The organism is Lysinibacillus sp. NPDC048646 (assembly GCF_050272295.1).
Lineage (GTDB): Bacteria > Bacillota > Bacilli > Bacillales_A > Planococcaceae > Lysinibacillus.
On record NZ_JBNNLZ010000020.1, the window covers coordinates 22,615 to 47,220 of the forward strand.

Consider the following 24,606-nt stretch of genomic DNA (forward strand, 5'->3'; position numbering starts at 1 on the left):
TGTTATGAGTGACAGAATTAGGGACTCGACTGAAAGAGGCGAGACTGTCTAAAGGCTACAGCTTAGACGATTTGCAAGAGATAACGAAAATTCAAAAGCGTTATTTAGTAGGGATTGAAGAGGGCAATTATTCGATTATGCCTGGTTCGTTTTATGTGCGTGCTTTTATTAAGCAGTATGCAGAAGCTGTTGGTTTAAATGCAGAGGAAATTTTAGAAACCTATAAGAGTGAATTACCAGGAACGAAAAACGATCAAGTAAGCCAATCGATGACACAAAGTTCAAGTAGAAGAAAAGTTCCATCTAATAAAATGATGGAGGCTATGCCGAAAATAATCGTCGGTTTATTTATTATCGTCATTCTTGTTGCAATTTGGTTTCTATTACAATCAAAAAATAATGCAGGAACAAATGTAATTGAAGATACGCCACCAGAAGTGGAATATGTTAAAAAACCAAAGCCGATTGATAGTGAAAAAGATAAAGAGGAAAAAGACAAACAAGAACAAGAGAATGCCAATAAAGATGATGATTCAAAAGATGATTCAAAAGAAGTAACATCAGATGAGCATAACGTTGAAGAGGTTAAGCAAACGATTTCAGCAGGTACAATAGAAGCAGATGGTGCGACAACTTCTTATACATTGACGGGTACAGATTCATTTAAAATACGCATTGAGGTGTCTGGTCCTACATTTATTGGGATTCGTGACCAACAGCAACAAGAATTACTAGCAGATACTCGCGTTTATAACGCAGGTGAAGTAGTGGAATTTGATGCAACGGCGCAAAATTATGCCCGTGTCCGTCTTGGTAATTCATCACAAGCTAAGGTATATATTAATGACGAACTTTTAACGTACGCTCAGCAAATCGTAACGCAAAACATCGTCATCAATTTCAATAAAGAACAGTAGTCGTCTTGTGATGACTACTTTCTTTCTTCATGAAAGGTGTTAGAAAAATGAACATTCCAAATAAAATTACCATCTCACGTATCTTACTTATTCCGTTCTTTGTTATTGTCATGATGTTTGATTTTGGTTGGGGAACAATGACGTTATTTGGTGCAGAGATGCCAGTCCATCATTTTGTGGGAGCGCTTATTTTTATTTTTGCTTCGACGACCGATTGGGTAGATGGTTATTACGCGCGTAAGTACAATCTTGTGACAACGTTTGGGAAATTTTTAGACCCGTTGGCTGACAAATTACTTGTATCTGCGGCATTTATTTTAATGGTAGAGCTTGATATGGCGTCTGCTTGGTTAATCATAATAATTATAAGCCGTGAGTTTGCGGTAACTGGTCTACGTTTAATTTTGGCAGGTGGAGGAGAGGTCGTAGCAGCGAACCAGCTTGGTAAAATTAAAACATGGGCGCAAATCGTGGCTATTGCTGCTGCACTTCTACACAATACAATCTTTACACTTTTCGGTATCCCGTTCGATACAATTATGTTATATATTGCATTGTTCTTTACACTATGGTCTGGATGGGATTATTTCTATCTAAATCGCCGTGTGTTACTGGAGTCTAAATAAGAAAGGTCTTGTGAATCATGAATGCTGAAATTCTTGCAGTTGGTTCAGAATTATTGCTTGGACAGATTACAAATACAAATGCGAAGTTTATCTCAAGCCAGCTGTCTGAACTAGGGATTAACGTGTTTTATCATACGGTTGTTGGAGACAATTCTAAAAGATTAGAAGAGGCAATCGCGGTAGCAGAATCTCGTGCAAATCTGATTATCCTCTCAGGTGGCCTTGGTCCTACAAAGGATGACTTAACAAAGGAAACAATTGCACGCCATCTGGGTGTTAATCTAGCATTTGATGAAGTAGCCCTTTCCTATATCGAACAGTTTTTTGCAAAACGAGGACGACCAATGACGGAAAATAATCGTAAACAGGCGCTTGTATTAGCGGGTAGTGAAGTGCTGGCAAACCATCATGGTATGGCTCCTGGTATGATACTGACGAAGGATGAACGTACGTACATTCTTCTTCCTGGTCCACCCAAAGAACTTGAACCAATGTTCCAATTTGAAGCAAAACCAAAGCTTGGTGCGATGCTCAATGACGGTGGCGTAATTGTGTCTCACGTGATGCGCTTTTATGGCATCGGCGAAGCTGAGCTAGAGGTAAGTGTGCAAGACATTCTTGATACACAGACAAATCCAACCGTTGCACCACTCGCATCTGATGGTGAAGTCACATTGCGTGTAACAGCGAAGGCAGAAACAGAGGATAAAGCCCGACAGCTTATTGCATCGAAAGTTACTGAAATCCAGGCGATTGTTGGAGACTATCAATATGGCATTGATGATGATTCCCTTGCCTCGAAGACGGTGGAGATGCTGTTAGATAATAAATTAACAATTTCTGCGGCTGAGAGTTTAACAGCAGGCTTATTTCAGTCAGAGCTGGCTGAGATTCCAGGGGTAGGTACTGCGCTCATTGGTGGCGTTGTCACTTATACAGAAGAGGCAAAGGTGAAGCAACTTGGTATCTCACAGGAATTATTAGATACGCATGGCATTGTCAGTAGTGAATGTGCTGCAGCGATGGCCAGCACTGTACGTGAGAAGTTCAGTACAACTATTGGTATTGGTCTTACTGGTGCAGCAGGCCCGACAGCACATGACCACCAACCCGTAGGAATGGTTTGGATTGGGATTGCTATTGGTGAAGAAGAACCGATCACGTATTTATTACATTTATCGGGTATGCGCAATACGAATCGTTTACGTGCGGTGAAGTTTACATGCCATTACTTAATGCAACTATTGGAAGAACGAGGTTTTATGAAACGTTACTAAATAGAAGTCAAAATAGAAATTTGGGTAGAGAAAACATACCCAAATTTTTATTTTGGAGAAAAATCGAATAAATGTTCGCTTTTTTCTTGCGTGTTTTCTCAAAAACAAGTATAGTAGAGATAGATAAAAACAGTGAACAGTTTCGAAGGAGGAAAAACAATGAGTGATCGTAAAGCTGCCTTAGAACAGGCTTTAAAGCAAATTGAAAAGAATTTTGGGAAAGGTTCTATCATGAAGCTTGGCGAAAAAACAGATTTAGAAATTGCAACATCTTCAAGTGGTTCGCTAGCACTTGATGCAGCATTAGGTATTGGTGGCTATCCTCGTGGACGTATTATTGAAGTATATGGCCCAGAATCATCAGGTAAAACAACAGTTGCCTTACATGCAATTGCAGAAGTACAAGCAGCAGGTGGGCAGGCAGCATTTATCGATGCTGAGCACGCATTAGATCCAATCTATGCACAAAAATTAGGCGTTAACATCGACGAATTATTATTATCGCAACCAGATACTGGCGAACAAGCGCTTGAAATTGCAGAAGCATTAGTACGCAGTGGTGCTATCGAAATCATCGTTATTGACTCAGTGGCAGCATTAGTGCCAAAAGCGGAAATCGAAGGTGATATGGGTGATTCGCACGTGGGTTTACAAGCGCGATTAATGTCTCAGGCTTTACGTAAGCTTTCTGGCGCTATCAATAAATCAAAAACTATTGCCATCTTCATTAACCAGATTCGTGAAAAAATCGGTGTCATGTTCGGGAACCCAGAAACAACTCCAGGAGGTCGTGCGCTTAAATTCTATAGCTCTGTTCGTTTAGAAGTACGTCGTGCAGAAGCTATTAAACAAGGCAATGACATTATGGGTAACCGTACGAAAATTAAAATTGTGAAAAACAAAGTAGCACCACCATTCCGTACAGCAGAAGTTGATATTATGTACGGTGAAGGCATTTCAAAAGAGGGCGAAACAGTCGATTTAGGTGTTGAGCTAGACATCGTGCAAAAAAGCGGCTCTTGGTATGCATATGGTGATGAGCGCCTAGGACAAGGCCGTGAAAATGCAAAACAATACTTAAAAGAAAACCCTGCTGTCCTAGATGATATTGCTAATAAAATCCGTGCTTCCTACGGTATTGCTTCAGCTGCTTATACAATTGCAGCACATGATGTAGAAGAGGAAATGGATGAGGAATTAATAGTTCTTCTTGAAGAAGAAAAATAAAAAATACATCGTTCTCGCGCTACAGAGTGAGAACGATGTATTTTTTTGCTTTCATTATTATTTTACGTGTCATTATCTGTAGAAATTTGCGATATTTCTTTTGCATAGTTCTTTAGTAAGTAATGAAAGATGTTTTGATGGGTAGCATAACATGATATGCTGTTCATCACACGCAATTTACAAATGATGAATTGAAACCTTTGGACTGAAAATCCGAATTATTAATCAATAGCTGGATTTATAGCTAGCACATAAGTATCAGGTAATAAATTCTCCTTATGGATATCACTTACTTTTTTTCTTGTTCGAGGCGAACAGGTGACCGTCTATCCTTGACAGAGCTAAAAGCTAGATATACAATTAAATATGTATAATTTCTGAATTATGACTTTGAAATAGGCAGTACATTTTATCTTCATTCAGCGTAAGACTCCCACCTCTGAAGGTGGTGAGATGAATGCGGTTGTGGTTCCTTTTAGTGGGTGTTCAAATACCTACTGAAATAGAGGAACTCAGTCTAAGAACGCCACGTCTTGTGGCAACGACTGAGTGACCAACATTATGTTGGCCCCCAAGGCGAAATGGATGTATGCGCCGACTGAAACTGTATTACCCAAATAGCAAGAGGAGGTGTTCATATGGATGGAATTACTATCATCTCCGCTTTGCTTGGACTCATCGTTGGTGCCGCTGTTAGCTATATCTACATGAAAAAAGTGAATGACTCAAAAATCACTGGTGCTAAACATGTTGCTGAAACGATCGTTGAAGAAGGAAAACGAGAAGCGGAGGCATTAAAGAAAGAAGCACTACTTGAAGCCAAAGATGAAACTCACAAATTTCGTACTGAAGCCGAAAATGACATTCGTGATCGTCGTTTAGAACTTCAAAAACAAGAGAACCGTTTATTGCAAAGAGAAGAGAATCTTGATCGCAAGGATGATGCTCTGAATAAGAGAGAAGCTGGCTTAGAGCGTAAGGAACAAGCTCTTGCCGAAAGACAACAGCATATTGAACAGATGGAAAGCAAAGTGGACGAGCTCGTTGCCGCGCAAAAAACAGAGTTAGAGCGTATTTCTGCATTAACAAGAGATGAGGCCAAGGCTGTTATCTTAGGTGAGGTAGAAAAAGAGCTCGCAACTGATATTGCTGTGATGACGAAAGAATCTGAAACACGTGCAAAAGAAGAATCTGATAAAAAAGCACGTGAGATTTTATCACTGGCACTGCAACGTTTTGCAGCTGACCACGTAGCAGAAACAACAGTCTCTGTCGTGACTTTGCCAAATGATGAAATGAAAGGTCGAATTATCGGTCGTGAGGGCCGTAATATCCGAACGCTAGAAACGTTAACAGGTATTGATTTAATCATCGATGATACACCAGAAGCGGTTATTTTATCTGGTTTTGATCCAATTCGTCGTGAAACGGCTCGATTGGCACTTGAAAAACTGGTACAAGATGGGCGTATTCACCCTGCACGTATCGAGGAAATGGTTGAAAAATCTCGTCGTGAGGTGGATGAACAAATCCGCGAAACAGGGGAACAAACGACATTTGAAATTGGCATTCACAATCTACATCCAGATTTAATGAAAATTTTAGGGCGCATGAAGTATCGTACAAGTTATGGTCAAAACGTACTAAAACATTCAGTAGAGGTTGCACATTTAGCTGGTTTACTCGCAGCTGAACTTGGTGAAGATGTAGCATTGGCTCGTCGTGCAGGCTTATTACATGATATTGGTAAGGCTATTGACCATGAAGTGGAAGGTAGCCACGTCGAAATTGGTGTAGAACTTGCAACGAAATACAAAGAACATCCGGTCGTTATTAACAGTATCGCTTCTCACCATGGTGATACAGAAGCAACTTCTGTTATTGCGGTACTAGTGGCTGCAGCTGACGCATTATCAGCAGCGCGTCCAGGGGCTCGTAGTGAGACACTCGAAAACTATATCCGCAGACTTGAAAAATTAGAAGAGATTTCTGAAAGCTATGATGGTGTCGAAAAATCATATGCTATCCAAGCAGGTCGTGAAATTCGAATTATCGTACAACCTGAAAAAATTGACGATTTAGCTTCACATCGTCTAGCGCGCGATATTCGTAAGCGAATAGAGGACGAGCTTGACTATCCAGGACATATTAAAGTAACAGTTATTCGTGAAACACGTGCTGTGGAGTATGCGAAATAGTAAATAATAAAGAGGCTTCCTTTGACTTAGGTCAAGGGAAGCCTCTTTGTGTATGACTTAACGTTGTTTGTATGGTATTTGTGAAACATTGTACGAAGGGGAGTTTAGGTATCCATAGCGGCCATCTGATCTAATTCCAAAGGCAAAAAAGCATAGTCTCCATCTTTAATAATCTCACATTTACGAACTGGAATTGGATATTTAAAAATGGGCCCATCTATTACTGTGGTATGGAACTCTCCACCTTCTCCGCAGGGATCAATACCACGAGCTTCAAGCTCCTTCACGTATTCATGGGTTAACGTTCGCCCTAAATCTACCTCTCGCATTCCTAATGATAAATTAACAGTGACAATGGTCGTTACAAATCCTAGATTTATGAACTCTTCGACAGCTTCGCGATGGTTCATTTCCCATAAAGGCATACCAAGCTTTAATCCAGCATTCTTCGTAACCTTTTCATGCCAACAGCCATGAGCTGGCATATCTAAGTCCCCAGTTACTAACACTTCCGCTCCTTGACTTTTAGCATTTTCTAAAAGGCGCATAAATTCTTTTTCATAATCTGTCCAGCTTGCGGCTGCAGTATATACAGGTAAACCTATAGATTTAGCTTGGGCACGTATGAGTTCTGGAGGCATTCCATGAGATCTGGAACATTTCCCTTCTTCCTCCAGCATGACAATCAGTCCAATCGCTTCTCCAATCTTCTCTGCTTTATATAAAGCTAAGACACTATCCTTTCCTCCACTAAATGAAGCTATAAATTTATGCCCGCGAGCACTATTTTTCCAATCCTTTAATTCTGCCATTCAATTTTCCCCTTTATGCTAATGACTTTTTTCACGATGCCTGCTAATAGCCATTTTATATGAGATTTCATCGCTCTATTTGTTTAATTTTATCACGATTGGACCTTACAGATAGAATATTAATGCGTCTCGATAAAAAAAATTGAAATTCTGATGATGCAGAAAAAAGAAAATCATCTCAAAGCATGTCGCTAAAGGAGGATTTTCTTGAAATCACTACGCTTTAGTGATTTTCCATTAAAGGAAGTGATTGTTGAGCATAGCAGGTCGAAAATAATCAAATCATTTATGAAAAACCAAACTTAAATCTGCTGATAAGAATCCACTTTAATCAATCTTTTTTCAAAATGGATTCTTTTTATTTAACAGAAAATATAGATTTGCGAGGTATTTTTGGTTTCAATGTTACATCTACGTGTTCTTTTCTTTGAATAAATAAAAGTGTGTAACAATATACTGGCAAATAACAGCTTATTGAACGATCCTCCTAAAATTTTTGAATAATGCTTTTAATAATTCAAATAGTTTAGTAGTGCCACATATTATAACTAGCATACGTTTTGACAAGGGGTGAATGACGTTGAAAGAGACAATCACATTACAAGATGTATTGAAAATAGTACGAAAACATTTGCTTTTTATAATGAGCTTTACATTATTCATAGCTTTAGTTACAGCCTTTATTAGTTATTTTATTTTACAGCCTATATATGAAGCTGAAACACAGCTATTAGTCAATCAAAAAAACACAGATCAACCATATATAGGGGTACAACAGGTTGAGACAGATTTACGATTAATTAATACGTATAATATCATCATTAAAAGTCCAGCTATCTTATCTAAGGTCATCAATAAATTGGATTTGGATTTGACACCAGAAATATTAATGAACCAAATCACTGTTTCAAGTGCCAATAACTCTCAAGTCGTTAATATTAACGTCGAAGATAAGCAAGCGGACCTGGCTGTCGATATTGCGAATACGATAGCAGGCGTGTTTCAAGAGGAAATTCAAATCTTAATGACGGTTGATAATGTTAATATTTTGTCAGTAGCAAAGTTAGATGAAGAACCTGAGCCAGTAGCGCCGAACAAGACTCTCTACATCGTGGCAGCCTCATTCATTGGCTTCATCTTGAGTGCAGGTTTCGCAATCATAGTAGCGAGCCTTGATACGACGATTAAGACGGAGCAAGATATTGAAGAAACGCTAGGGTTACCGATTATAGGCCTGATTAGTCAAATTAGTGATGCCAATAATAGGAGCACTAGGATTGCATCCCATAAAATGAGGAGGGAGTAACTTGTTTCAACAAAAAAAAGCAAAAAAGAAAAAGAAGAAGCTAATAAAAATGGCTCGAAAGCTTGTGACAGTTGCAAACAGTAATTCTATTGTTTCTGAACAATTTCGGACAATCCGTACAAATATTACATTTTCAATGCCTGATAAAAATATAAAAACAATTTTAGTAACCTCTGCAACACCAGGTGAAGGAAAGTCAACAAATGTCGCTAATATAGGCGTGGTGTTTGCGCAGGAAGGAAAAAAGATAGTTATTGTGGATGCCGATTTACGTAAGCCAACTATGCATTATACGTTTTTATTGCAAAATGTGAGAGGGCTTTCAAATATACTAACAAGGCAATCGACTATGTTAGATGTTATCAATCGTACAGATATTCCTAATCTTTTTGTCTTGACGAGCGGGCCAATCCCACCGAATCCAGCTGAGTTACTTGCTTCTAAAACATTAGAGAGTGTGATGGAAGAGTTAAAGAAAGAGTTTGACATCATTATTTTCGATGCACCACCAATTTTATCGGTGACGGATGCACAAATTTTATCCAATAAATGTGATGGCACACTGTTGATAGTTAATAGTGGTGCTGTGGAAAATTCTAGTGTTCTAAAAGCAAAGGCAAGCCTTGAATCCTCAAAAGCGAATATTTTAGGGGTCGTATTAAATAATTATAAATTACCGCGTAGTCAATACTATGAAGAATATTATAGATAGCTATAGGATGTAGATGGGGAGTGGCACACAGTGATTGATATGCACAGTCATATTTTATTTAATGTCGATGATGGGCCAGAAAAATTAGAAGAGTCGCTCAGCATATTTGACCAAGCTGTTGCACAAGGGATTACAGGGATGATTTCAACCTCACATGCTCTACATCCATTATATAATGTCCATTTTGAGATAGTGAGTGAACAAATTAAGCAACTACAGCACGAAATCGAAAGGCGTAACTTGCCATTAAAACTTTACCCAGGACATGAGGTACGTTTGTCAGGGCAGATTTTAGAGCTTTGTGAACAACAGCAGCTACATACATTAGCGCACTCCAATTATTTACTTTTAGAGCTTCCATCTCATTTCATACCCAAGTATACAAAAGATATCATTTACGGTTTACTAACAGCAGGTATCACCCCCATCATTGCACATCCAGAGAGAAATAGAGTGATTGCCGAAAACCCGGGCCGTTTAACCCAACTTATACGCGAGGGTGCACTTGCACAAATAACCGCAGGCAGCTTAACCGGTATGTTTGGAAAGGCCGTTCAAAAGCTGTCCATAAGATTAGTGCGTTCGAACCTTGTTCATACTTATGGTTCGGATGTGCATAATTTAAAAACACGTCCCTTATTATTTGAAAAAGGACTCAGATTTCTAGAAAAACAAAAAGAATTAGAAGCAGTGGATTGTTTCCTTGAGAATAACAAACGCATCATCAAAAATCAGCCTTTACTATCTTATGAACCAGAAGATACTTTCACAAAAAAATGGTGGAAGTTTTTTTGAAATAAGAAAACACGTCCGTATGTAAGGACATAAAACATAATAGAATACATAAACAAATAAAGGCGAATTTGTTATAGCAGGCATTAAATATGTAAGGGGATAGTATAGGTGAGAGTGGTTTTCATGAGAAGTAATCCTGTTTCTCCAGATCCAAGGGTCGAAAAGGAAGCACACAGCCTTGTCAAAAATAACTGGCGTGTCCAAATTTTAGCGTGGGATCGAGACGCCAAGTATAGGGCGAAAGAGCAATTATTAGAGCGTACACATGCCATTAAAATCACAAGATTCGGATTGCCAGCTACGTATGGAGGTGGTTTTAAAAAAAATCTCTTGCCATTGTTGAAATTTCAAGTAAAACTATTTCATTGGCTGCTGCGAAATAAAAATACGTATGACATTATTCATGCTTGTGATTTTGATACGGCACTAGTAGGGACAATATGCGGGAAAATACTTCATAAAAAAGTCATCTACGATATTTTCGATTCGATTACAGCACCATTTAATGGACCAGAAAGTATCGGGAAAATCGTGGGAACTATAGATGTTATGCTAATGAACACAGTGGATGCAGTAATAATTTGTACAGAAAAGCGCAAAGAACAGATTGCTAAATCGTCGCCCAAAAAATTAGAAGTTATTTATAATACCCCGATTTATGTAAATCTAAATGGTGACTTACATTTGAATCCAGACAAAGTAAAAATAGTTTATGTAGGCATTCTGGCTAGAGAGAGACTTATTCAAGAATTGGTGGAAATAGTTAAGAATACCCCAAACTACGAATTGCATATTGGCGGGTTTGGAGAATTTGCGGATGAACTAGCGCAAATTTCACAAGAGCACGATAACATACTATTTTACGGTAAGTTACCCTATGAAAAGACATTAGAATTAGAAAATAGCTGCGATATTATGACAGCTATTTACGACCCTGAACTTTCTAATCATTACTATGCAGCGCCAAATAAATTTTATGAGGCATTAATGCTCGGAAAACCCTTAATAATGGCAAAAAATACAGGTATGTCTGAGGTTGTAGCGGAAAATAATCTTGGCGAACTCATTGATTTTAATAGAGAGAGTCTACAAAAAGCCATTGACAGTTTGGTCAAGCGAAGGAACGAGTGGCCAGAAATTACTCATAAAATGAAAGAACTTTATGAAGAACATTATAGTTGGTGCCAAATGGAAAAAAGGTTAACGGATCTATATAGGTATTTATGAAACGTTTATTAATAGCTAATGTAAATTTACAATAATATTGGATTGCTAGGGGGACTATATGAAGATATTATTTGTTGCGCAAAATTTTCAGATGGGCGGTATTCAAAAAGCATTAATTAATACACTCAAAGAAGTCAGTCTCTATAAGCAATATGAAATAGATGTTTTTACATTTGGTAAAGGTGAATTAATGAAGGACATCCCTCCAAATGTTAATGTGCATACAGGAAATTTACTGTTACAACTAATCGCTACTCCTTTTGCAGAAGTGAAAAAGAGACAGAATGTATGGCATGTAACACTACGTCTATTATGTATGATTGTCGTACGATTGATTGGCTCTAACCATTTATATGCAATCTTATTAAAAACACATCGCAACAATAGAGTTTATGATATTGCCATTTCTTATTTTAATGATGTGCCACATAATTATTTTAACCAAGGTACGAATTTATTTGTAGATAAATTTGTTCAGGCAAATAGGAAGTTCGCGTGGATACATACGGATCCTCTTAAAGCCGACTTTCATTATGATAGATGTGTCAAAACCTATAAAAATTTTGATCGATTGTTATGTGTTTCGGAAGCATGTAAGCAAAATTTGATAAACTTTCTCCCACAATATAAAGACAAAATTCAGGTTGTCTATAACTTTTTCCCAATTGATGAAATAAAAGAGCTGGCATGGCAGTACACACCTTTTGAAAAGGGGCCAATAGATTTAATATCTATTGGGAGGATTGAAAATGCCACCAAAAGGTTTCATCTCATTCCACATCTCTGTAAGTTACTAAAGGATTCTTCCATTTGTCATTTTCGTTGGAGAATTTTAGGGGACGGGCCAGATTTACTGCAAAATAAAAGATTAGCCTTTGAACTAGGGGTAGATGATGTGGTTGAATTTGTCGGTGAATGTCACAATCCATATCCTTTTATAAGACAAAGTGATGTGCTTATTTTAACATCGGCATATGAGGGTTATCCAATGGTTATAGGGGAGGCATTGATATTAGATACGCCGGTTATTACCACGAATTTTGCAGCAGCAGGTGAACAAATTAGTGATGGCCAAAACGGCTTTATTACAAGCGAAAATGTAGAGGACCTCTATCCGATTATTGCCCATGTAATCGAAAACGCTGACAAGCTCCAAAGAATGAAAAGGTTTATCGAAGAAAATCAATATACAAATCGAAGAGCACAAGAACAACTCGTATTGGAGTTTGATGCTAAATGATATTGAAAAATAAGTATTTCAGTATTTTCATCTGTCTTATTTCCAGTATATTTGTTGTGTTAAAAATGTACACAGGTAGCAATATATTTCTTTGGATTTTTTTTCTGTTAACGTGTACGGCCATGTTGTGTGATAAGCAACAACATAGAATTGACTATTTATTATTTTTTATTTCATGGGTGTATGTCATTAAGTTCGATTTAACAAGCTATTCACTTTTTGTAGTCCTGAGTTTTTTCTATATTGTTTTAAGTATTTTGACGATAATTTTACAAAACGAAGGGTTGTCAACAAGGCTCGTAATAACCTATTTTCTCTTTGTATTTTATGCTGTCAGTGTAACGTTATTTAGCAGCGGTAATGTTATTGAAGTGTTAGGTTTTGTGTTGAATTATAGTGTCATCTTCTTTGCTGTCCAAGCTATCAATCATAAAGAATACTTCAGAAGATACACGTATATTTATGTGTTAGGTTTACTTGCTGCAGCCGTTGTTCGTTTGATAAGCTTTTCTGTTCCTACAATCGATAGTTTTATTCAATCTATGACGGTTGTGAATACGGTAAGGACATTGAGTACGATCAGTACTAGATTTACTGGTTTAGATTTAGACCCGAATTATTTTAGTTTACAAATTTTAATAGCAATGTCTTGTTTATTAGTACTGTTTAATCTCGATGGGAAAAAAGAAAAAAAGTCGATTGTTTTTATCATTATATTAGCGGCCTTTGGCGTACTGACTTATTCCAAAATGTTTATCATCACATTCATTGCATTAATTTTGATGACGTTTATTGTGTTCTTTAAAAACAATGTCAAAACGGCTATAAAGTTTTCTTCTTTCATATTGGTGATATGTGGAACAGCACTGTTTTTTTTTTACGAGAAGTTATTCGAAATATATTGGATTCGTTTTTTTGGAGCAGGGATCTCCACCGATGCCATCACGACAGGGCGAGTGAGTAGTTGGGGGATGTTTGCAAGCGAAATCTTGCAAAGTACAAAGATTTTTGTTTTTGGAGCGGGCTTTGGGACAACTTTTTCGAAAGTGAAAATGGCCCATACCATGTACTTATCGACGCCCTATTATTTAGGTTTTTTTGGCGTAATACTCGCTTTACTTTACATTTTAAGTTTATATAAAGTGCTACAAAATAATGTTGGCATAGTAGGACATACAAGCTTTCAATTACTTTCGGTCAACGCCATTCCCCTTTATATCATGTTCATTGCGAATATTGGACTTGATTCATTTGTAATGGATTATTTTCCGTATCATATTTTGTTACTCATGTTTGCATTAACCATGAATAAAAGTCAGGGAATTCAGATGAATGGGAGATGAGGCGATGCCATTTTTAAGTATTATTGTACCAATCTATAATGTGGAGCCTTATGTAAGAAAGTGTATTGAGAGTATTTTGAAACAGGAATTCGTAGATTTTGAATTAATCTTAGTAGATGATGGTTCGACGGATAACTGCTCAGTAATTTGTGATGAATATGCCGAGCTCGATGCAAGAGTTACCGTTATTCATAAAGAAAATGGTGGGCTTGTCAGTGCACGTAAAGCGGGGTTAAGTATCGCCAGTGGGCAATATATTGGCTATGTGGATAGTGATGATTGGATTGAGGTGGATATGTACCAATCATTATGTAATGCCGCGCGTAAATTTGATGTAGACATCGTTATTTGTGATATTGTTGAAAATTACCCAGATTTAGAAGTGAAACGAACGCAAAGTGTAGCGCCTGGACTGTACGGAAAGAAGAGGATGCTACAAGACGTGTATCCGGTTATGCTGTTTTCAGGCGAATATTATAAATTCGGATTATTCCCCTCAGTTTCCAATAAATTATTTAAAAGATTGCTACTAGAAAAATATCAATTTAAAGTAGATGATAAAATTCGCTTGGGGGAAGATGTTGCTTGTACGTATCCAAGCTTACTCGAGGCGAACAGTATATGTATATTAGAAGATAAGTATCTCTACCATTATCGTCAAATCTCTTCTTCAATGACTGCGAGCTATGATGAGAAGTTCTTTGAAAAAATACTTATTTTGTGTGAGCGATTGAATGATCTTAAACGTGAAGTGGAAGGGGTGGTCCCTAATTTCGCTGAACAATTACACTATTATTTTACGTATCTAGCGACTGCCACCGTTCATAATGAATTTAGCCGGCATAATCATAAGAGCTTCCGTGAGAAAAGAATCTTTATCAAAAAAATGTTAGCGCATAAGGACATGAAAAAGGCATTACATGCGGTCCACATGAATAAAATGTCCCTCAAATCAAAGATTTATATTTGGTTATTGAAGAAACATCACATTCTTTTACTCTATGGTTTGATTTGGTTGAGTCGGTATCGAAGTAACATGAAGGTTTTAAGCCCTGCTTTTACTAAAGGATAAGGTGTTAGCCACCATGAGAACAAAAAAAGTGTTATTGAATTTACTGTCAAATGTACTGCTTCAAATTGTTTCGGCAGCCATTAATTTTATTTTGCCTCGATTATTTATGACGACCTATGGCTCCGCTTCCAATGGACTTATATCATCTATTAAGCAATTTTTAAGTTATTTAAAAATTGTAGAAGCGGGCGTAGGCAATGCATCTATCGCCGCACTTTATAAGCCCTTGTCCTTGAGTGATAAAGACCAGATAAATGGTATACTGTCAGCTACTAATCATTTTTATAGACGTTCAGGTACTATCTTTACAGTGTTAGTAGCAATTTTAGCTATCTTCTATCCTTTCGTGGTGGGCGATGAGGTGAATCCACGTACAGCCTTTTACATGGTACTTATTCTAGGGATAAGCGGTATGTGGGAGTATTTTTTTATAGGAAAATATCTAGTTCTTCTGACGGCGGATCAAAAAAGTTACGTAATTTTCCGCATCCAAACCATATTACTTATTGCCAGTACGCTACTGTCATTGACATTTATCATGCTTGGTTTTTCCATCATTGTCGTTATTGCTAGTTCAAGTGTTCTATTATTACTGGATATTCTTTTTTTAAGACGCTATGTCAAAAAAAAATATTCATATTTTAATATAAAAGTAGAGCCAAATACCCGAGCAACGAAAGCTAAATGGGATGCTTTAATTCATCAAATCGCTTCGTTAGTTGTATTTAATACACCGTTTATTTTGATTACATTGTTTCTGGGTCTAGCGGAGGTTAGTGTATTTACGGTGTACAGTTTGGTCTTTAATGCCGTCACTTTGTTCGTTTCAGCTTTTTCGGGGGCAATGTTAGCGGCATTTGGTGACATTCTAGTAAAAGCGGATAGGGTCGGTCTTCAAAAATATTTTCAACATTTTGAGTACGTTTTTTTTGCAGTCGTTGCTTTTTGTTATACGTGTACAGCCATTTTAATTTTACCGTTTATCACTATATATACAGTGGGTGTTGAGGATGTTGATTATATACGGCCGTGGCTAGCGATGCTATTTGTTATGGTAGGTGTTGCGAATACGATTCGAATTCCTTCAAATACGTTAGTAAACGCTGCTGGCCATTTTAGAGAGACGAAAAACCGTGCCATTATTGAAGCGGTTATTAACCTTGTGACCGCCATTATTTTCGTACAGTTTTTTGGTATAGAGGGGGTACTAATAGGTGCGCTTTGTTCGTATGCCTATCGTACGTGTGATTTAATTTTGTATACGTCAAAAGAAATTTTAAAACAGTCTGCGCTGGTTACGGTCAAAAAAATTATGCGCAATATTATTTTAGCATTCATCGCTGCAACGCCATTTATTTTTTTCATGGAGCTTCCTATTACAGGTGTAGGTTCTTGGTTGGTAGCGGCGATATGTGTTTCCTTATGGACAATTGCGATTGTTTTATTAGGGAATTTTTTACTTGAACCTAAAATGATGCGTGATATTTTGGTGCATGTAAAGCGTGCATTTTCCAACGACTAAAAAGTTTTTCCTATGTGTTTAAGTAAGCTAAAAAGCATAATTGCGTGGCAAGATGATTGCTTAGAAATGGCAGGTGGGAAAAATGAAACCAGTTGTGAAAGAGATATTCTTACTAAGATTCGTCGCCTGTTTGGGGATTGTATTCATGCACGGTGTCACGTTAGCGTTAGATATCTATGACATTGGGGAAAGTCCATTATTAGTAGTACTGACGTCTATTCAATTGGCATTCATGTTCGGCACACCGCTCTTTATTTTTATCTCGGAGTTCGTCATTGCTTATTCCTACCCAGATCATTTGCCCAAAAAATTTTATGAAAAACGTTTTAAGTATATATTTGTCCCATTTCTGTTTATAGGCATTCTAGATGCAGCGCTTCATTCGATTGGCACGAATAGTGGTGAATTTGAAAAAAAGGTTATTCTGAATTTATTCGAAGGCGATTTTCATGGCTATTTTATCGTCATCATTTTTCAGTTTTATTTTTTACATCCATTGTTCGTCAAGTATATTGTATCGAAATATCCAGCCTATAAAGTCATGATAACTGCTTTTCTTATTAATTTTGGTTACTTAGCCTTTTTTAATTTTTTGGATCCGTACGAGTATTTTTATTATTTACCATATGCAGAACTGGAGTGGAGCGTTTTAAATAAGATGCCGTTTCCTGCGTGGCTAGCTTATTTTGTAACAGCCTACTATTGCGGAAGAAATTATGAAGTCTTCCTTTCACTATTACACCGTTTTCGTTATCAACTATTCGTTATATGCCTATGCACACTAAGTTTTTTACTAACTATTCAGCTCTGGGGCTTTATCACTGAAATTCACTCAAAGAGAATAGATGTCATTCTGTATACATTGAGTGTCGCTTTCTTTCTATTTTATATAGCGAGTAAAATGCAGGGAATGCCAAGTTTTATCATTTTTATTAGTCGCTATTCCTTTGGTATTTATTTGTTACACCCGTTATTTAATATTTTGGTGAAAAGCTTCTTAACGAACTATGTAGGAAAATTTAGTATTTTTTTTGTTGTCTTTATTTCATTTTTTTTCAGTACGATTAGTTCCATTTGCGTGACATATCTATTGAACAAATGGAAATTCGGTGCTTACTTAGTAGGCCAGGTGCATTTAGATGAAAAAATAAGTGTTAGCAAAGCAAAACAAGTACTCAAACAACGGTCATGAAACTACTGTTGGATGACTGTTATGGGATGATTGACGGAAATGATACGTATCAGCAGTTTGTGTAAAACGTGAACTATTTATGGTTTGCGTTTTATTTTGCGATTGACGAAGAAATAATGGTAAACTAAAGATTGTTATTTATAGAAAGAGTGGTTTTGCAAAATGAAAGTGCTATTTATTGGAGATATTGTCGGCTCAATTGGTCGTGATGCAGTGGAAAAATATTTGCCACGTTTAAAGAAAAAATATAATCTAGACGTTGTCATTGCGAATGGTGAAAATGCAGCTGCAGGTCGTGGAATTACACATTCTATTTATATTGACCTTTTACAAATGGGTGTAGATGTCATTACGATGGGCAATCATACTTGGGACAACAAGGATATTTTTGATTTTATTGATGATGCGGATTATTTAATTCGTCCAGCGAATTTTTCAAGTGAGGCTCCAGGTAAGGGTATGGTACAAATTTCAAAAAATGGTGTCACATTATCGGTTATTAATTTACATGGTCGAGTGTTTTTGCCACCACATGAGGACCCTTTTGCAATGGCGGAGGAATTGATTGAAGAAGCGCGTAAAACGTCTCCGTTAGTATTTGTGGATTTCCATGCGGAAGCGACAAGTGAAAAAATTGCACTTGGTTGGCATTTAGATGGTAAGGCTTCAGCGGTTGTTGGGACACATACACATGTGCAGACTGCAGATGCGCGCATTTATCCGAATGGGACAGCCTATATTACTGACGTCGGAATGACAGGACCTTATGATGAAATTTTAGGGATGACGAAGGACAATGTTATTTACAAATTCCAGACAAATATGCCAGCCCGCTTTGAAGTACCAAAAAAAGGGCGCGATGTGTTAAGTGGCTTTTTTGTAGAAATTGATGACAAATCAGGAAAAGCTTTGCGCTGCGAAAGAATTTATATAAATGAAGATTATCCGTTCAAAGGGTAATGTCAACAACTACTGTGTCATGAAAAACACAGTAGTTTCAGATTGAAGACAAAAGGTTTCGGAAATGCTAAGCATTCCGAAACCTTTTGATTTTTTCTGTGATATTTATTCAGACGGCGTGTACGTTTGTAAAGTCAGTGGCTCATACGAACGCGTTTCTTTGCGCACGATTTACTTTTCGAACTTGCTTTGACGTGTGTAGAATCAAGGAAAATATAGTCTGCGCTCAACAATCCTTTATCTACGATTTCTTCTAAAATGCGATAGAAGATGCGTTCAAATAAATCGGTATCTTGAAAGCGACGGACATAGTTTTTGCCAAACGTTGTGAAGTGTGGCACCTCGGATGGTCAATTGTCAGGATTTCTAGTTGATGTCGTTTATTATTACTATTTTTCGTCATCCTATCCATCACCTCAATCATATATAGACGTACACTAGTTGATTGGCGCGCAGGCGGCGAGTGTAGCCGCGAAAAGCGACCGCCGTAGCGAAAATCAACGGGTTCATATAGATACTTCAATTTTAAAAGAAAAAAGACTGTGTAAAATACAGTAATTTTTTTATGTAAAAAAATAATAATCGTATGAAAAATACCTGGCGATAGTAAGGGAAGCACGCTTTGTAATGACATGAATGGTAGTAAATTACATAGGTAAATTTAATGTATTTGCATGGTTTGCAATATATCGGTTTTGAAAATAGTCTATTTTCGTTTTCACGAGCATAAAATGACCTACGGACAATAACTTGAGGACCAAAAAGGGGGACATGAGTTATTGAGCGTAAACACTATTCGCGAAACGGGGAGGAATAATTGTGGATTCATTAAAAGTATCGTCACGCTCTAATCCAAATTCAGTTGCAGGTGCATTAGTCGCGGTAATCAGAGAAAAAGGGCAAGCAGAAATGCAGGCAGTTGGGGCGGGTGCACTTAACCAAGCCGTGAAAGCAGTGGCCATTGCACGCGGATTTGTAGCGCCAAGTGGCACAGATTTGATATGCGCACCGGCGTTTGCCGATATTTTAATTGCTGGTGAGGAACGTACGGCCTTAAAATTGTTAGTAGAAAAACGTGTTCGATAATAAAGTGAACCTTTAATCGGTGGGGGATTCTATATCCCCACCGATTATTTAGGAATTTATGGCGATGCGACGGCAATAACTACAGAGCCTAAGTAATCAACTTCCTGTTGACTTGAACCGATCAGGAGCTAACGCGTGCTGAAGCTCTCATGTTAGATGAGAGATGGAGCTTTCGGTAGTTCCCGATAAAAAATGAAGAGAAATGCCTTGCACATTTATGATGCGAGGCATTTTTTTGTTACAGTGCAAATCTAATTATATGCTGGGGCTGATATCGTGTTGAATCGTAATACACAAGTCAGTTGGTGGAGCGCTCGGGTAAGCGGTAGTAACGCTCAAGTCGGAGGTAGAACCGCTCGGGTAGGCGAGAGAAACGCTCCGGTCGGCAGTAGAAGCGCTCCGGTCAGCAGTAGAAGCGCTCGGGTAAGTGGGTGTATCGCTCAGGTAAGCAGTAGTAACGCTCTGGTCACCGAAAGGAAAGCTCAGCTCATATACATATAACTGGAAAAAACGAGAATTTTGTAGTTGATTCCAGTAAGTTAATTTTTTATACTTAATTGGTCTGAATATTACAATTTTTTGAACGGCATTTTCGGTCAAAGGTCTGAATTTCCGCTAAATCGTGGAATAACAATAGTGCAGACCGTATCTTCGTGTTAAACTTATGAAGGAAAAAATAATAGTACACATTGGATTTAAGGAGTTGTTGACATGTTACATCAGCTTTCATGGAAAGTCGGTGGGCAACAGGGTGAAGGGATTGAGAGTACAGGTGAGATTTTCTCAATGGCAATGAATCGTTTAGGATATTTCCTATACGGTTATCGTCACTTCTCTTCTCGAATTAAAGGTGGCCATACGAATAATAAAATTACAGTTCGTCCAACAGAAGTACGTTCTATTGCGGATGATTTAGATATTTTAGTTGCCTTCGACCAAGAAACAATCGACGTCAATTATAAAGAATTAACAGAAAATGGTGTTATTTTAGCTGATGCAAAGTTTGAACCAGTAAAGCCTGAAGATTCTAAGGCTCCATTATTCGCTGTACCATTCACAGAAGTGGCCGCGGAGCTTGGCACAACATTAATGAAAAACATGGTAGCAATCGGAGCAACAGCTTCCCTTCTTAACTTAGAAGATGCTGTCTTCCAAAATGTTGTGGATGATATTTTCGGTAAAAAAGGTGAAGAGGTTGTACAAAAAAACATGGAAGCTATTGCACGCGGCCATGAAATGATGGATGAGCTTATAGGTGATCGCGCGGGCGAATGGGCATTAGCGCCTGCAGACGGCAAACGCCGTATGTTCATGATTGGTAATGATGCAGTAGCATTGGGTGCACTTGCTGCTGGGACACGCTTTATGGCGGCATACCCAATTACACCAGCTTCTGAAATTATGGAATACCTCATAAAAAAATTACCGAAATTCGGTGGTGCGGTTATTCAAACTGAAGATGAAATAGCAGCAGCTACGATGGCTATTGGCTCAAACTTTGGTGGTGTTCGTGCATTCACTGCATCGGCAGGTCCTGGTCTTTCACTTATGATGGAAGCAATCGGGCTTTCGGGTATGACGGAGCAACCACTTGTTGTTATCGATACACAACGTGGTGGTCCATCAACAGGTCTTCCGACAAAACAGGAACAATCGGATTTAATGGCGATGCTTTATGGTACACATGGTGAGATTCCGAAAGTAGTCATTGCACCTTCTACAATGGAAGAAGCGTTCTTTGATACAATTCAAGCATTCAATATTGCGGAGGAATTGCAATTACCAGTTATTTTAATAACAGACTTACAGCTATCCCTAGGTAAACAAACAGTTGAACCATTCGATTACAAAAAAATTGAAGTTCGTCGTGGTAAAATTGTAACAGAAGACATTGAAGCAGCAGCAGATAAAGCCTACTTTAAACGTTACGAAAATACAGAAGATGGTATATCACCGCGTGTCTTACCAGGTCAGTTAAATGGTATTCATCATGTAACAGGTGTAGAGCATGATGAAACAGGTAAGCCGTCTGAAGCGACGGGTAATCGTCGTACACAAATGGATAAACGTTTCCGTAAGCTTGAGGCACTAAACTTTGATACCCCTGTTTATAAAAATGTGCCGCATGATGAAGCCGATATACTACTGGTTGGCTTTAACTCAACGCGTGGTGCTCTTGAAGAAGTACAAGAGCGTCTCAATGCACAAGGTATGAAAGTGAACCATGCACATATGCGCTTAATTCACCCATTCCCATCTGCGGATATGACACCTCTTGTCGCGAAAGCGAAAAAAGTGATTGTTGTAGAAAACAACTACACAGGTCAATTAGCAAATATCATAAAAATGAATATTGGTGGCCACGATAAAATTGAGACCATCACAAAATATGACGGTACGCCGTTCTTGCCTGGTGAATTAGAAAATAAAGTGAAGGAGCTGACTTGCTAATGGCAACATTTAAGGATTTTCGTAATACAGTAAAACCAAACTGGTGCCCAGGCTGTGGCGACTTCTCCGTACAAGCCGCAATTCAGCGTGCAGCTGCCAACGTAGGCATTGAACCGAATGAGCTTGCAGTGATTTCTGGGATTGGCTGTTCAGGTCGTATTTCAGGCTATATAAATTCATATGGTTTCCATGGGATCCATGGCCGTGCACTACCGATTGCACAAGGCCTAAAAATGGCTAATCGTGATTTAAACGTCATCGCATCTGGTGGTGATGGAGATGGCTTTGCTATCGGGATGGGACATACCATTCACGCTATTCGTCGTAATATTGACATCACTTACGTAGTGATGGATAACCAAATTTACGGTTTAACAAAAGGGCAAACTTCACCACGCTCTGCTGCTGGATTTATCACAAAATCAACACCAGGCGGTGCAATTGAGCCTTCGTTAAAACCATTAGAGGTAGCTTTAACAAGTGGTGCTACATTTGTGGCACAAGGATTCTCTACAGATATTAAAGAGTTGACTGCTTTAATTGAAGCGGGCATTAACCATAAAGGTTTCTCTTTCATCAACGTATTCTCACCTTGTGTAACATACAACAAAGTGAACACATATGATTGGTTCAAAGAGAACTTAACAAAGCTTGCAGATATTGAAGGCTACGACAATGCTGATCGCGGCATGGCAATGCGTACAGTAATGGAAACTGAAGGGCTTGTGACAGGTATTATCTATCAAGATACAAAAACGACTTCTTACCAAGAGAAAGTCCCTGGCTACTCTGAATTGCCACTTACGGATATTGACATTAAAATGAGCGAAAATCAATTTAATGCATTAGTAAATGAATTTATGTAACTAAAAGATGAATTAAATGCCTTTTAAAATAATTGAATCGAACTGTAGGTAAACTTGTGAAAATCGAGTTTGCCTACAGTTTTTTTGTATGTGAAAAAGCTACGCGCTTTTCGCGCTGCTGCTTCAAGTAAGCTACTCGCTATAAAGGGAAGACACGCTTCTAGCGATAGAGGTAAGCGTTCTTTTAATACAGTCTGCTTTTTTCCTGAAGTGGAGGCTGGGCGACTAATTTCGCTCATATCAAGTTGCGAGTTTATATTAAAAATTAAATCCTTATAAAATCCTTATAATCATTTTTTACACTAAAGTCATCGAAAGGATGATGACTTACTATGGATGATATTATTTTACAAACAGAAAATCTTAGTAAAAGCTTTAAAGGACAGAAGATAGTAGAAAATCTATCTTTGACCATTCCACGAAACACGGTTTATGGATTGTTAGGGCCAAATGGAGCGGGGAAATCAACAACGTTAAAAATGATTACAGCCATGCTACGTCCAAATTCAGGGACGATATTATTTAATGGACATGATTGGCGACGAACAGATTTAACAGATATTGGTGTGTTGATTGAAACGCCACCGTTATATGACAACCTAACTGCAAGAGAAAATCTCAAGGTTCGAACAATTGCCCTTGGATTGCCACAAAGCCGTATAGATGAAGTTCTTAAGATAGTGGACTTAAGCAATACAGGCAAAAAACGTGCCGGGCAGTTTTCATTAGGGATGAAACAGCGTTTAGGAATAGCCATTGCGCTGCTAAATTATCCAAAACTCCTCATCCTTGATGAGCCAACAAATGGTCTAGACCCCATCGGAATACAAGAACTACGAAAAATGATTCGTTCTTTTCCTGAGCAGGGTATCACCGTCATCTTGTCGAGCCATATCCTGTCAGAAGTAGAACAGGTTGTCGATGGAATCGGCATTATTGCCGGTGGGGTATTAGGATATCAGGGGATTGCACCACAAGGTCAAGAATTAGAATCACTATTTATGCAGGTAGTCGCCGCGAACAGAAAGGCGGGACAATAAAATGTTACCCCATGTTATGAAAGCTGAAAGATTAAAATGGAAACGGACTTTTATTCCAAAATTAGTTTGGCTGACCCCAATTGTTACGTTGCTTCTTAGTGCAGGTTTAATGGGCGGGAGTTTTTTTCAAACAGGCGCTTATAATTGGTGGTATACAATGCTCCTACCCGGTGCACTGACGATATGTTGTGCATTGACAGTGGAAAAAGATTCAAAATTGAAATATCATAGTATTCTCGCTATGCCGATTGATATGAAAACGATTTGGCTAGGCAAGATTCTTGCATGTAGCGCATGGCTGTTGCTAATAACAGTTGTTTTCTTAATAGGTATTACTGCTGGAGGAATGACGCTTTTTGGCAATAGTATAACCATTGGAGACAGCCTAACAGGAAGTTTTTTAATTTTCGTGACGTTTTTATGGCAAATTCCCTTATGTTTGTTCCTAGCTGCGAAATGCGGAACATATATGGCAATTTTATTAAATTTAGTTGGCAATATCGTTGGGGTTGCCGCATTAGCAGATGGAGGGCTTTGGTATACCTTCCCTTATGCAATTACGGCGCGTTTATTGTGTCCAACACTTCATATTTTGCCTAATGGACTACCCGTACAGGATGGCAGTGAACTATTGAGTACGGGCGTTATCGTACCAGGCGTAGCAATTGCATTAATGTGGTTTGCACTTTTGACCTTCCTTACCGCAAGATGGTTTAAGCGAAGGGAGGCGAAATAGC

General features: G+C 38.1%; 21 protein-coding genes and 1 pseudogene. 20 read left to right on the top strand and 2 right to left on the bottom strand.

The features are described from left to right. Positions 1 to 8: 8 nt before the first annotated feature. From ACQKII_RS18250 to rny, 5 genes are all read left to right on the top strand, one after another. Positions 9 to 917 (top strand): helix-turn-helix domain-containing protein, encoded by a 909-nt coding sequence (locus ACQKII_RS18250; protein WP_427461655.1) that lies wholly within the window; start codon positions 9 to 11, stop codon positions 915 to 917. A 47-nt stretch (positions 918 to 964) separates the two neighbouring features. Further along, positions 965 to 1,543 (top strand): CDP-diacylglycerol--glycerol-3-phosphate 3-phosphatidyltransferase, encoded by a 579-nt coding sequence (gene pgsA / locus ACQKII_RS18255; RefSeq protein WP_054767153.1) that lies wholly within the window; start codon positions 965 to 967, stop codon positions 1,541 to 1,543. Positions 1,544 to 1,560: 17 nt separating this feature from the next. Further along, positions 1,561 to 2,820 (top strand): competence/damage-inducible protein A, encoded by a 1,260-nt coding sequence (locus ACQKII_RS18260; RefSeq protein WP_427461657.1) that lies wholly within the window; start codon positions 1,561 to 1,563, stop codon positions 2,818 to 2,820. Between the two features lie 159 nt (positions 2,821 to 2,979). Further along, a complete protein-coding gene (gene recA, locus ACQKII_RS18265) occupies positions 2,980 to 4,047 on the top strand; it encodes a recombinase RecA (RefSeq protein WP_427461659.1) in 1,068 nt (355 codons plus the stop codon). 638 nt (positions 4,048 to 4,685) lie between these two features. Further along, positions 4,686 to 6,245: a ribonuclease Y gene (gene rny, locus ACQKII_RS18270; RefSeq protein ID WP_427461661.1), complete on the top strand. Its 1,560-nt coding sequence runs from the start codon at positions 4,686 to 4,688 to the stop codon at positions 6,243 to 6,245. A 104-nt stretch (positions 6,246 to 6,349) separates the two neighbouring features. Here the strand turns inward: rny and ACQKII_RS18275 are convergent, their stop codons facing one another. Beyond that, positions 6,350 to 7,057, bottom strand: coding sequence for a diphthine--ammonia ligase (locus tag ACQKII_RS18275; RefSeq protein WP_427461663.1), 708 nt, complete (start codon positions 7,055 to 7,057; stop codon positions 6,350 to 6,352). Positions 7,058 to 7,637: 580 nt separating this feature from the next. Here ACQKII_RS18275 and ACQKII_RS18280 point away from each other — a divergent pair. The 10 genes from ACQKII_RS18280 to ACQKII_RS18325 all read left to right on the top strand — a co-directional run bounded on the left by ACQKII_RS18280 (position 7,638) and on the right by ACQKII_RS18325 (position 18,426). Continuing rightward, positions 7,638 to 8,363 (top strand): YveK family protein, encoded by a 726-nt coding sequence (locus ACQKII_RS18280; RefSeq protein WP_427461665.1) that lies wholly within the window; start codon positions 7,638 to 7,640, stop codon positions 8,361 to 8,363. Positions 8,364 to 8,412: 49 nt separating this feature from the next. Next, positions 8,413 to 9,075, top strand: a complete 663-nt coding sequence (locus ACQKII_RS18285) for a CpsD/CapB family tyrosine-protein kinase (protein WP_427461763.1) — start codon at positions 8,413 to 8,415, stop codon at positions 9,073 to 9,075. Positions 9,076 to 9,114: 39 nt separating this feature from the next. Further along, positions 9,115 to 9,870, top strand: coding sequence for a tyrosine-protein phosphatase (locus tag ACQKII_RS18290; protein ID WP_427461765.1), 756 nt, complete (start codon positions 9,115 to 9,117; stop codon positions 9,868 to 9,870). Between the two features lie 108 nt (positions 9,871 to 9,978). Continuing rightward, positions 9,979 to 11,097: a glycosyltransferase family 4 protein gene (locus ACQKII_RS18295; protein ID WP_427461667.1), complete on the top strand. Its 1,119-nt coding sequence runs from the start codon at positions 9,979 to 9,981 to the stop codon at positions 11,095 to 11,097. Between the two features lie 58 nt (positions 11,098 to 11,155). Further along, positions 11,156 to 12,337, top strand: coding sequence for a glycosyltransferase (locus ACQKII_RS18300; protein WP_427461669.1), 1,182 nt, complete (start codon positions 11,156 to 11,158; stop codon positions 12,335 to 12,337). A gap of 122 nt (positions 12,338 to 12,459) precedes the next feature. Continuing rightward, on the top strand, positions 12,460 to 13,680 hold the full coding sequence (locus tag ACQKII_RS18305) for a hypothetical protein (protein WP_427461671.1): 1,221 nt from the start codon (positions 12,460 to 12,462) through the stop codon (positions 13,678 to 13,680). 4 nt (positions 13,681 to 13,684) lie between these two features. After that, positions 13,685 to 14,752, top strand: a complete 1,068-nt coding sequence (locus ACQKII_RS18310) for a glycosyltransferase family 2 protein (protein ID WP_427461673.1) — start codon at positions 13,685 to 13,687, stop codon at positions 14,750 to 14,752. Between the two features lie 13 nt (positions 14,753 to 14,765). Next, positions 14,766 to 16,274 carry a lipopolysaccharide biosynthesis protein gene (locus ACQKII_RS18315; RefSeq protein WP_427461675.1) on the top strand — a complete coding sequence of 503 codons (1,509 nt, stop codon included), beginning with the start codon at positions 14,766 to 14,768 and terminating at the stop codon, positions 16,272 to 16,274. A gap of 82 nt (positions 16,275 to 16,356) precedes the next feature. Then, a complete protein-coding gene (locus ACQKII_RS18320; RefSeq protein ID WP_427461677.1) occupies positions 16,357 to 17,466 on the top strand; it encodes an acyltransferase family protein in 1,110 nt (369 codons plus the stop codon). A gap of 162 nt (positions 17,467 to 17,628) precedes the next feature. Next, positions 17,629 to 18,426 carry a TIGR00282 family metallophosphoesterase gene (locus tag ACQKII_RS18325; protein ID WP_427461679.1) on the top strand — a complete coding sequence of 266 codons (798 nt, stop codon included), beginning with the start codon at positions 17,629 to 17,631 and terminating at the stop codon, positions 18,424 to 18,426. Between the two features lie 146 nt (positions 18,427 to 18,572). Here the strand turns inward: ACQKII_RS18325 and ACQKII_RS18330 are convergent. Further along, positions 18,573 to 18,773, bottom strand: a pseudogene (locus ACQKII_RS18330) (IS5/IS1182 family transposase); the annotation flags it as partial. Between the two features lie 472 nt (positions 18,774 to 19,245). On the opposite strand from ACQKII_RS18330, the gene ACQKII_RS18335 reads away from it, so the two are divergent. From ACQKII_RS18335 to ACQKII_RS18355, 5 genes are all read left to right on the top strand, one after another. Beyond that, positions 19,246 to 19,512, top strand: a complete 267-nt coding sequence (locus ACQKII_RS18335) for a stage V sporulation protein S (RefSeq protein WP_010858535.1) — start codon at positions 19,246 to 19,248, stop codon at positions 19,510 to 19,512. Between the two features lie 711 nt (positions 19,513 to 20,223). Further along, complete coding sequence (locus tag ACQKII_RS18340) at positions 20,224 to 21,963, top strand: 2-oxoacid:acceptor oxidoreductase subunit alpha (protein WP_427461681.1); 1,740 nt, start codon at positions 20,224 to 20,226, stop codon at positions 21,961 to 21,963. Beyond that, complete coding sequence (locus ACQKII_RS18345; RefSeq protein WP_427461683.1) at positions 21,963 to 22,829, top strand: 2-oxoacid:ferredoxin oxidoreductase subunit beta; 867 nt, start codon at positions 21,963 to 21,965, stop codon at positions 22,827 to 22,829. Before ACQKII_RS18340 ends, ACQKII_RS18345 begins: the two co-directional genes overlap by 1 nt. A gap of 332 nt (positions 22,830 to 23,161) precedes the next feature. Beyond that, positions 23,162 to 23,869, top strand: coding sequence for a lantibiotic protection ABC transporter ATP-binding protein (locus ACQKII_RS18350; RefSeq protein ID WP_427461685.1), 708 nt, complete (start codon positions 23,162 to 23,164; stop codon positions 23,867 to 23,869). Between the two features lies 1 nt (position 23,870). Next, positions 23,871 to 24,605 carry a lantibiotic immunity ABC transporter MutE/EpiE family permease subunit gene (locus ACQKII_RS18355; RefSeq protein ID WP_427461687.1) on the top strand — a complete coding sequence of 245 codons (735 nt, stop codon included), beginning with the start codon at positions 23,871 to 23,873 and terminating at the stop codon, positions 24,603 to 24,605. The last annotated feature ends 1 nt before the right edge of the window (position 24,606 follow it).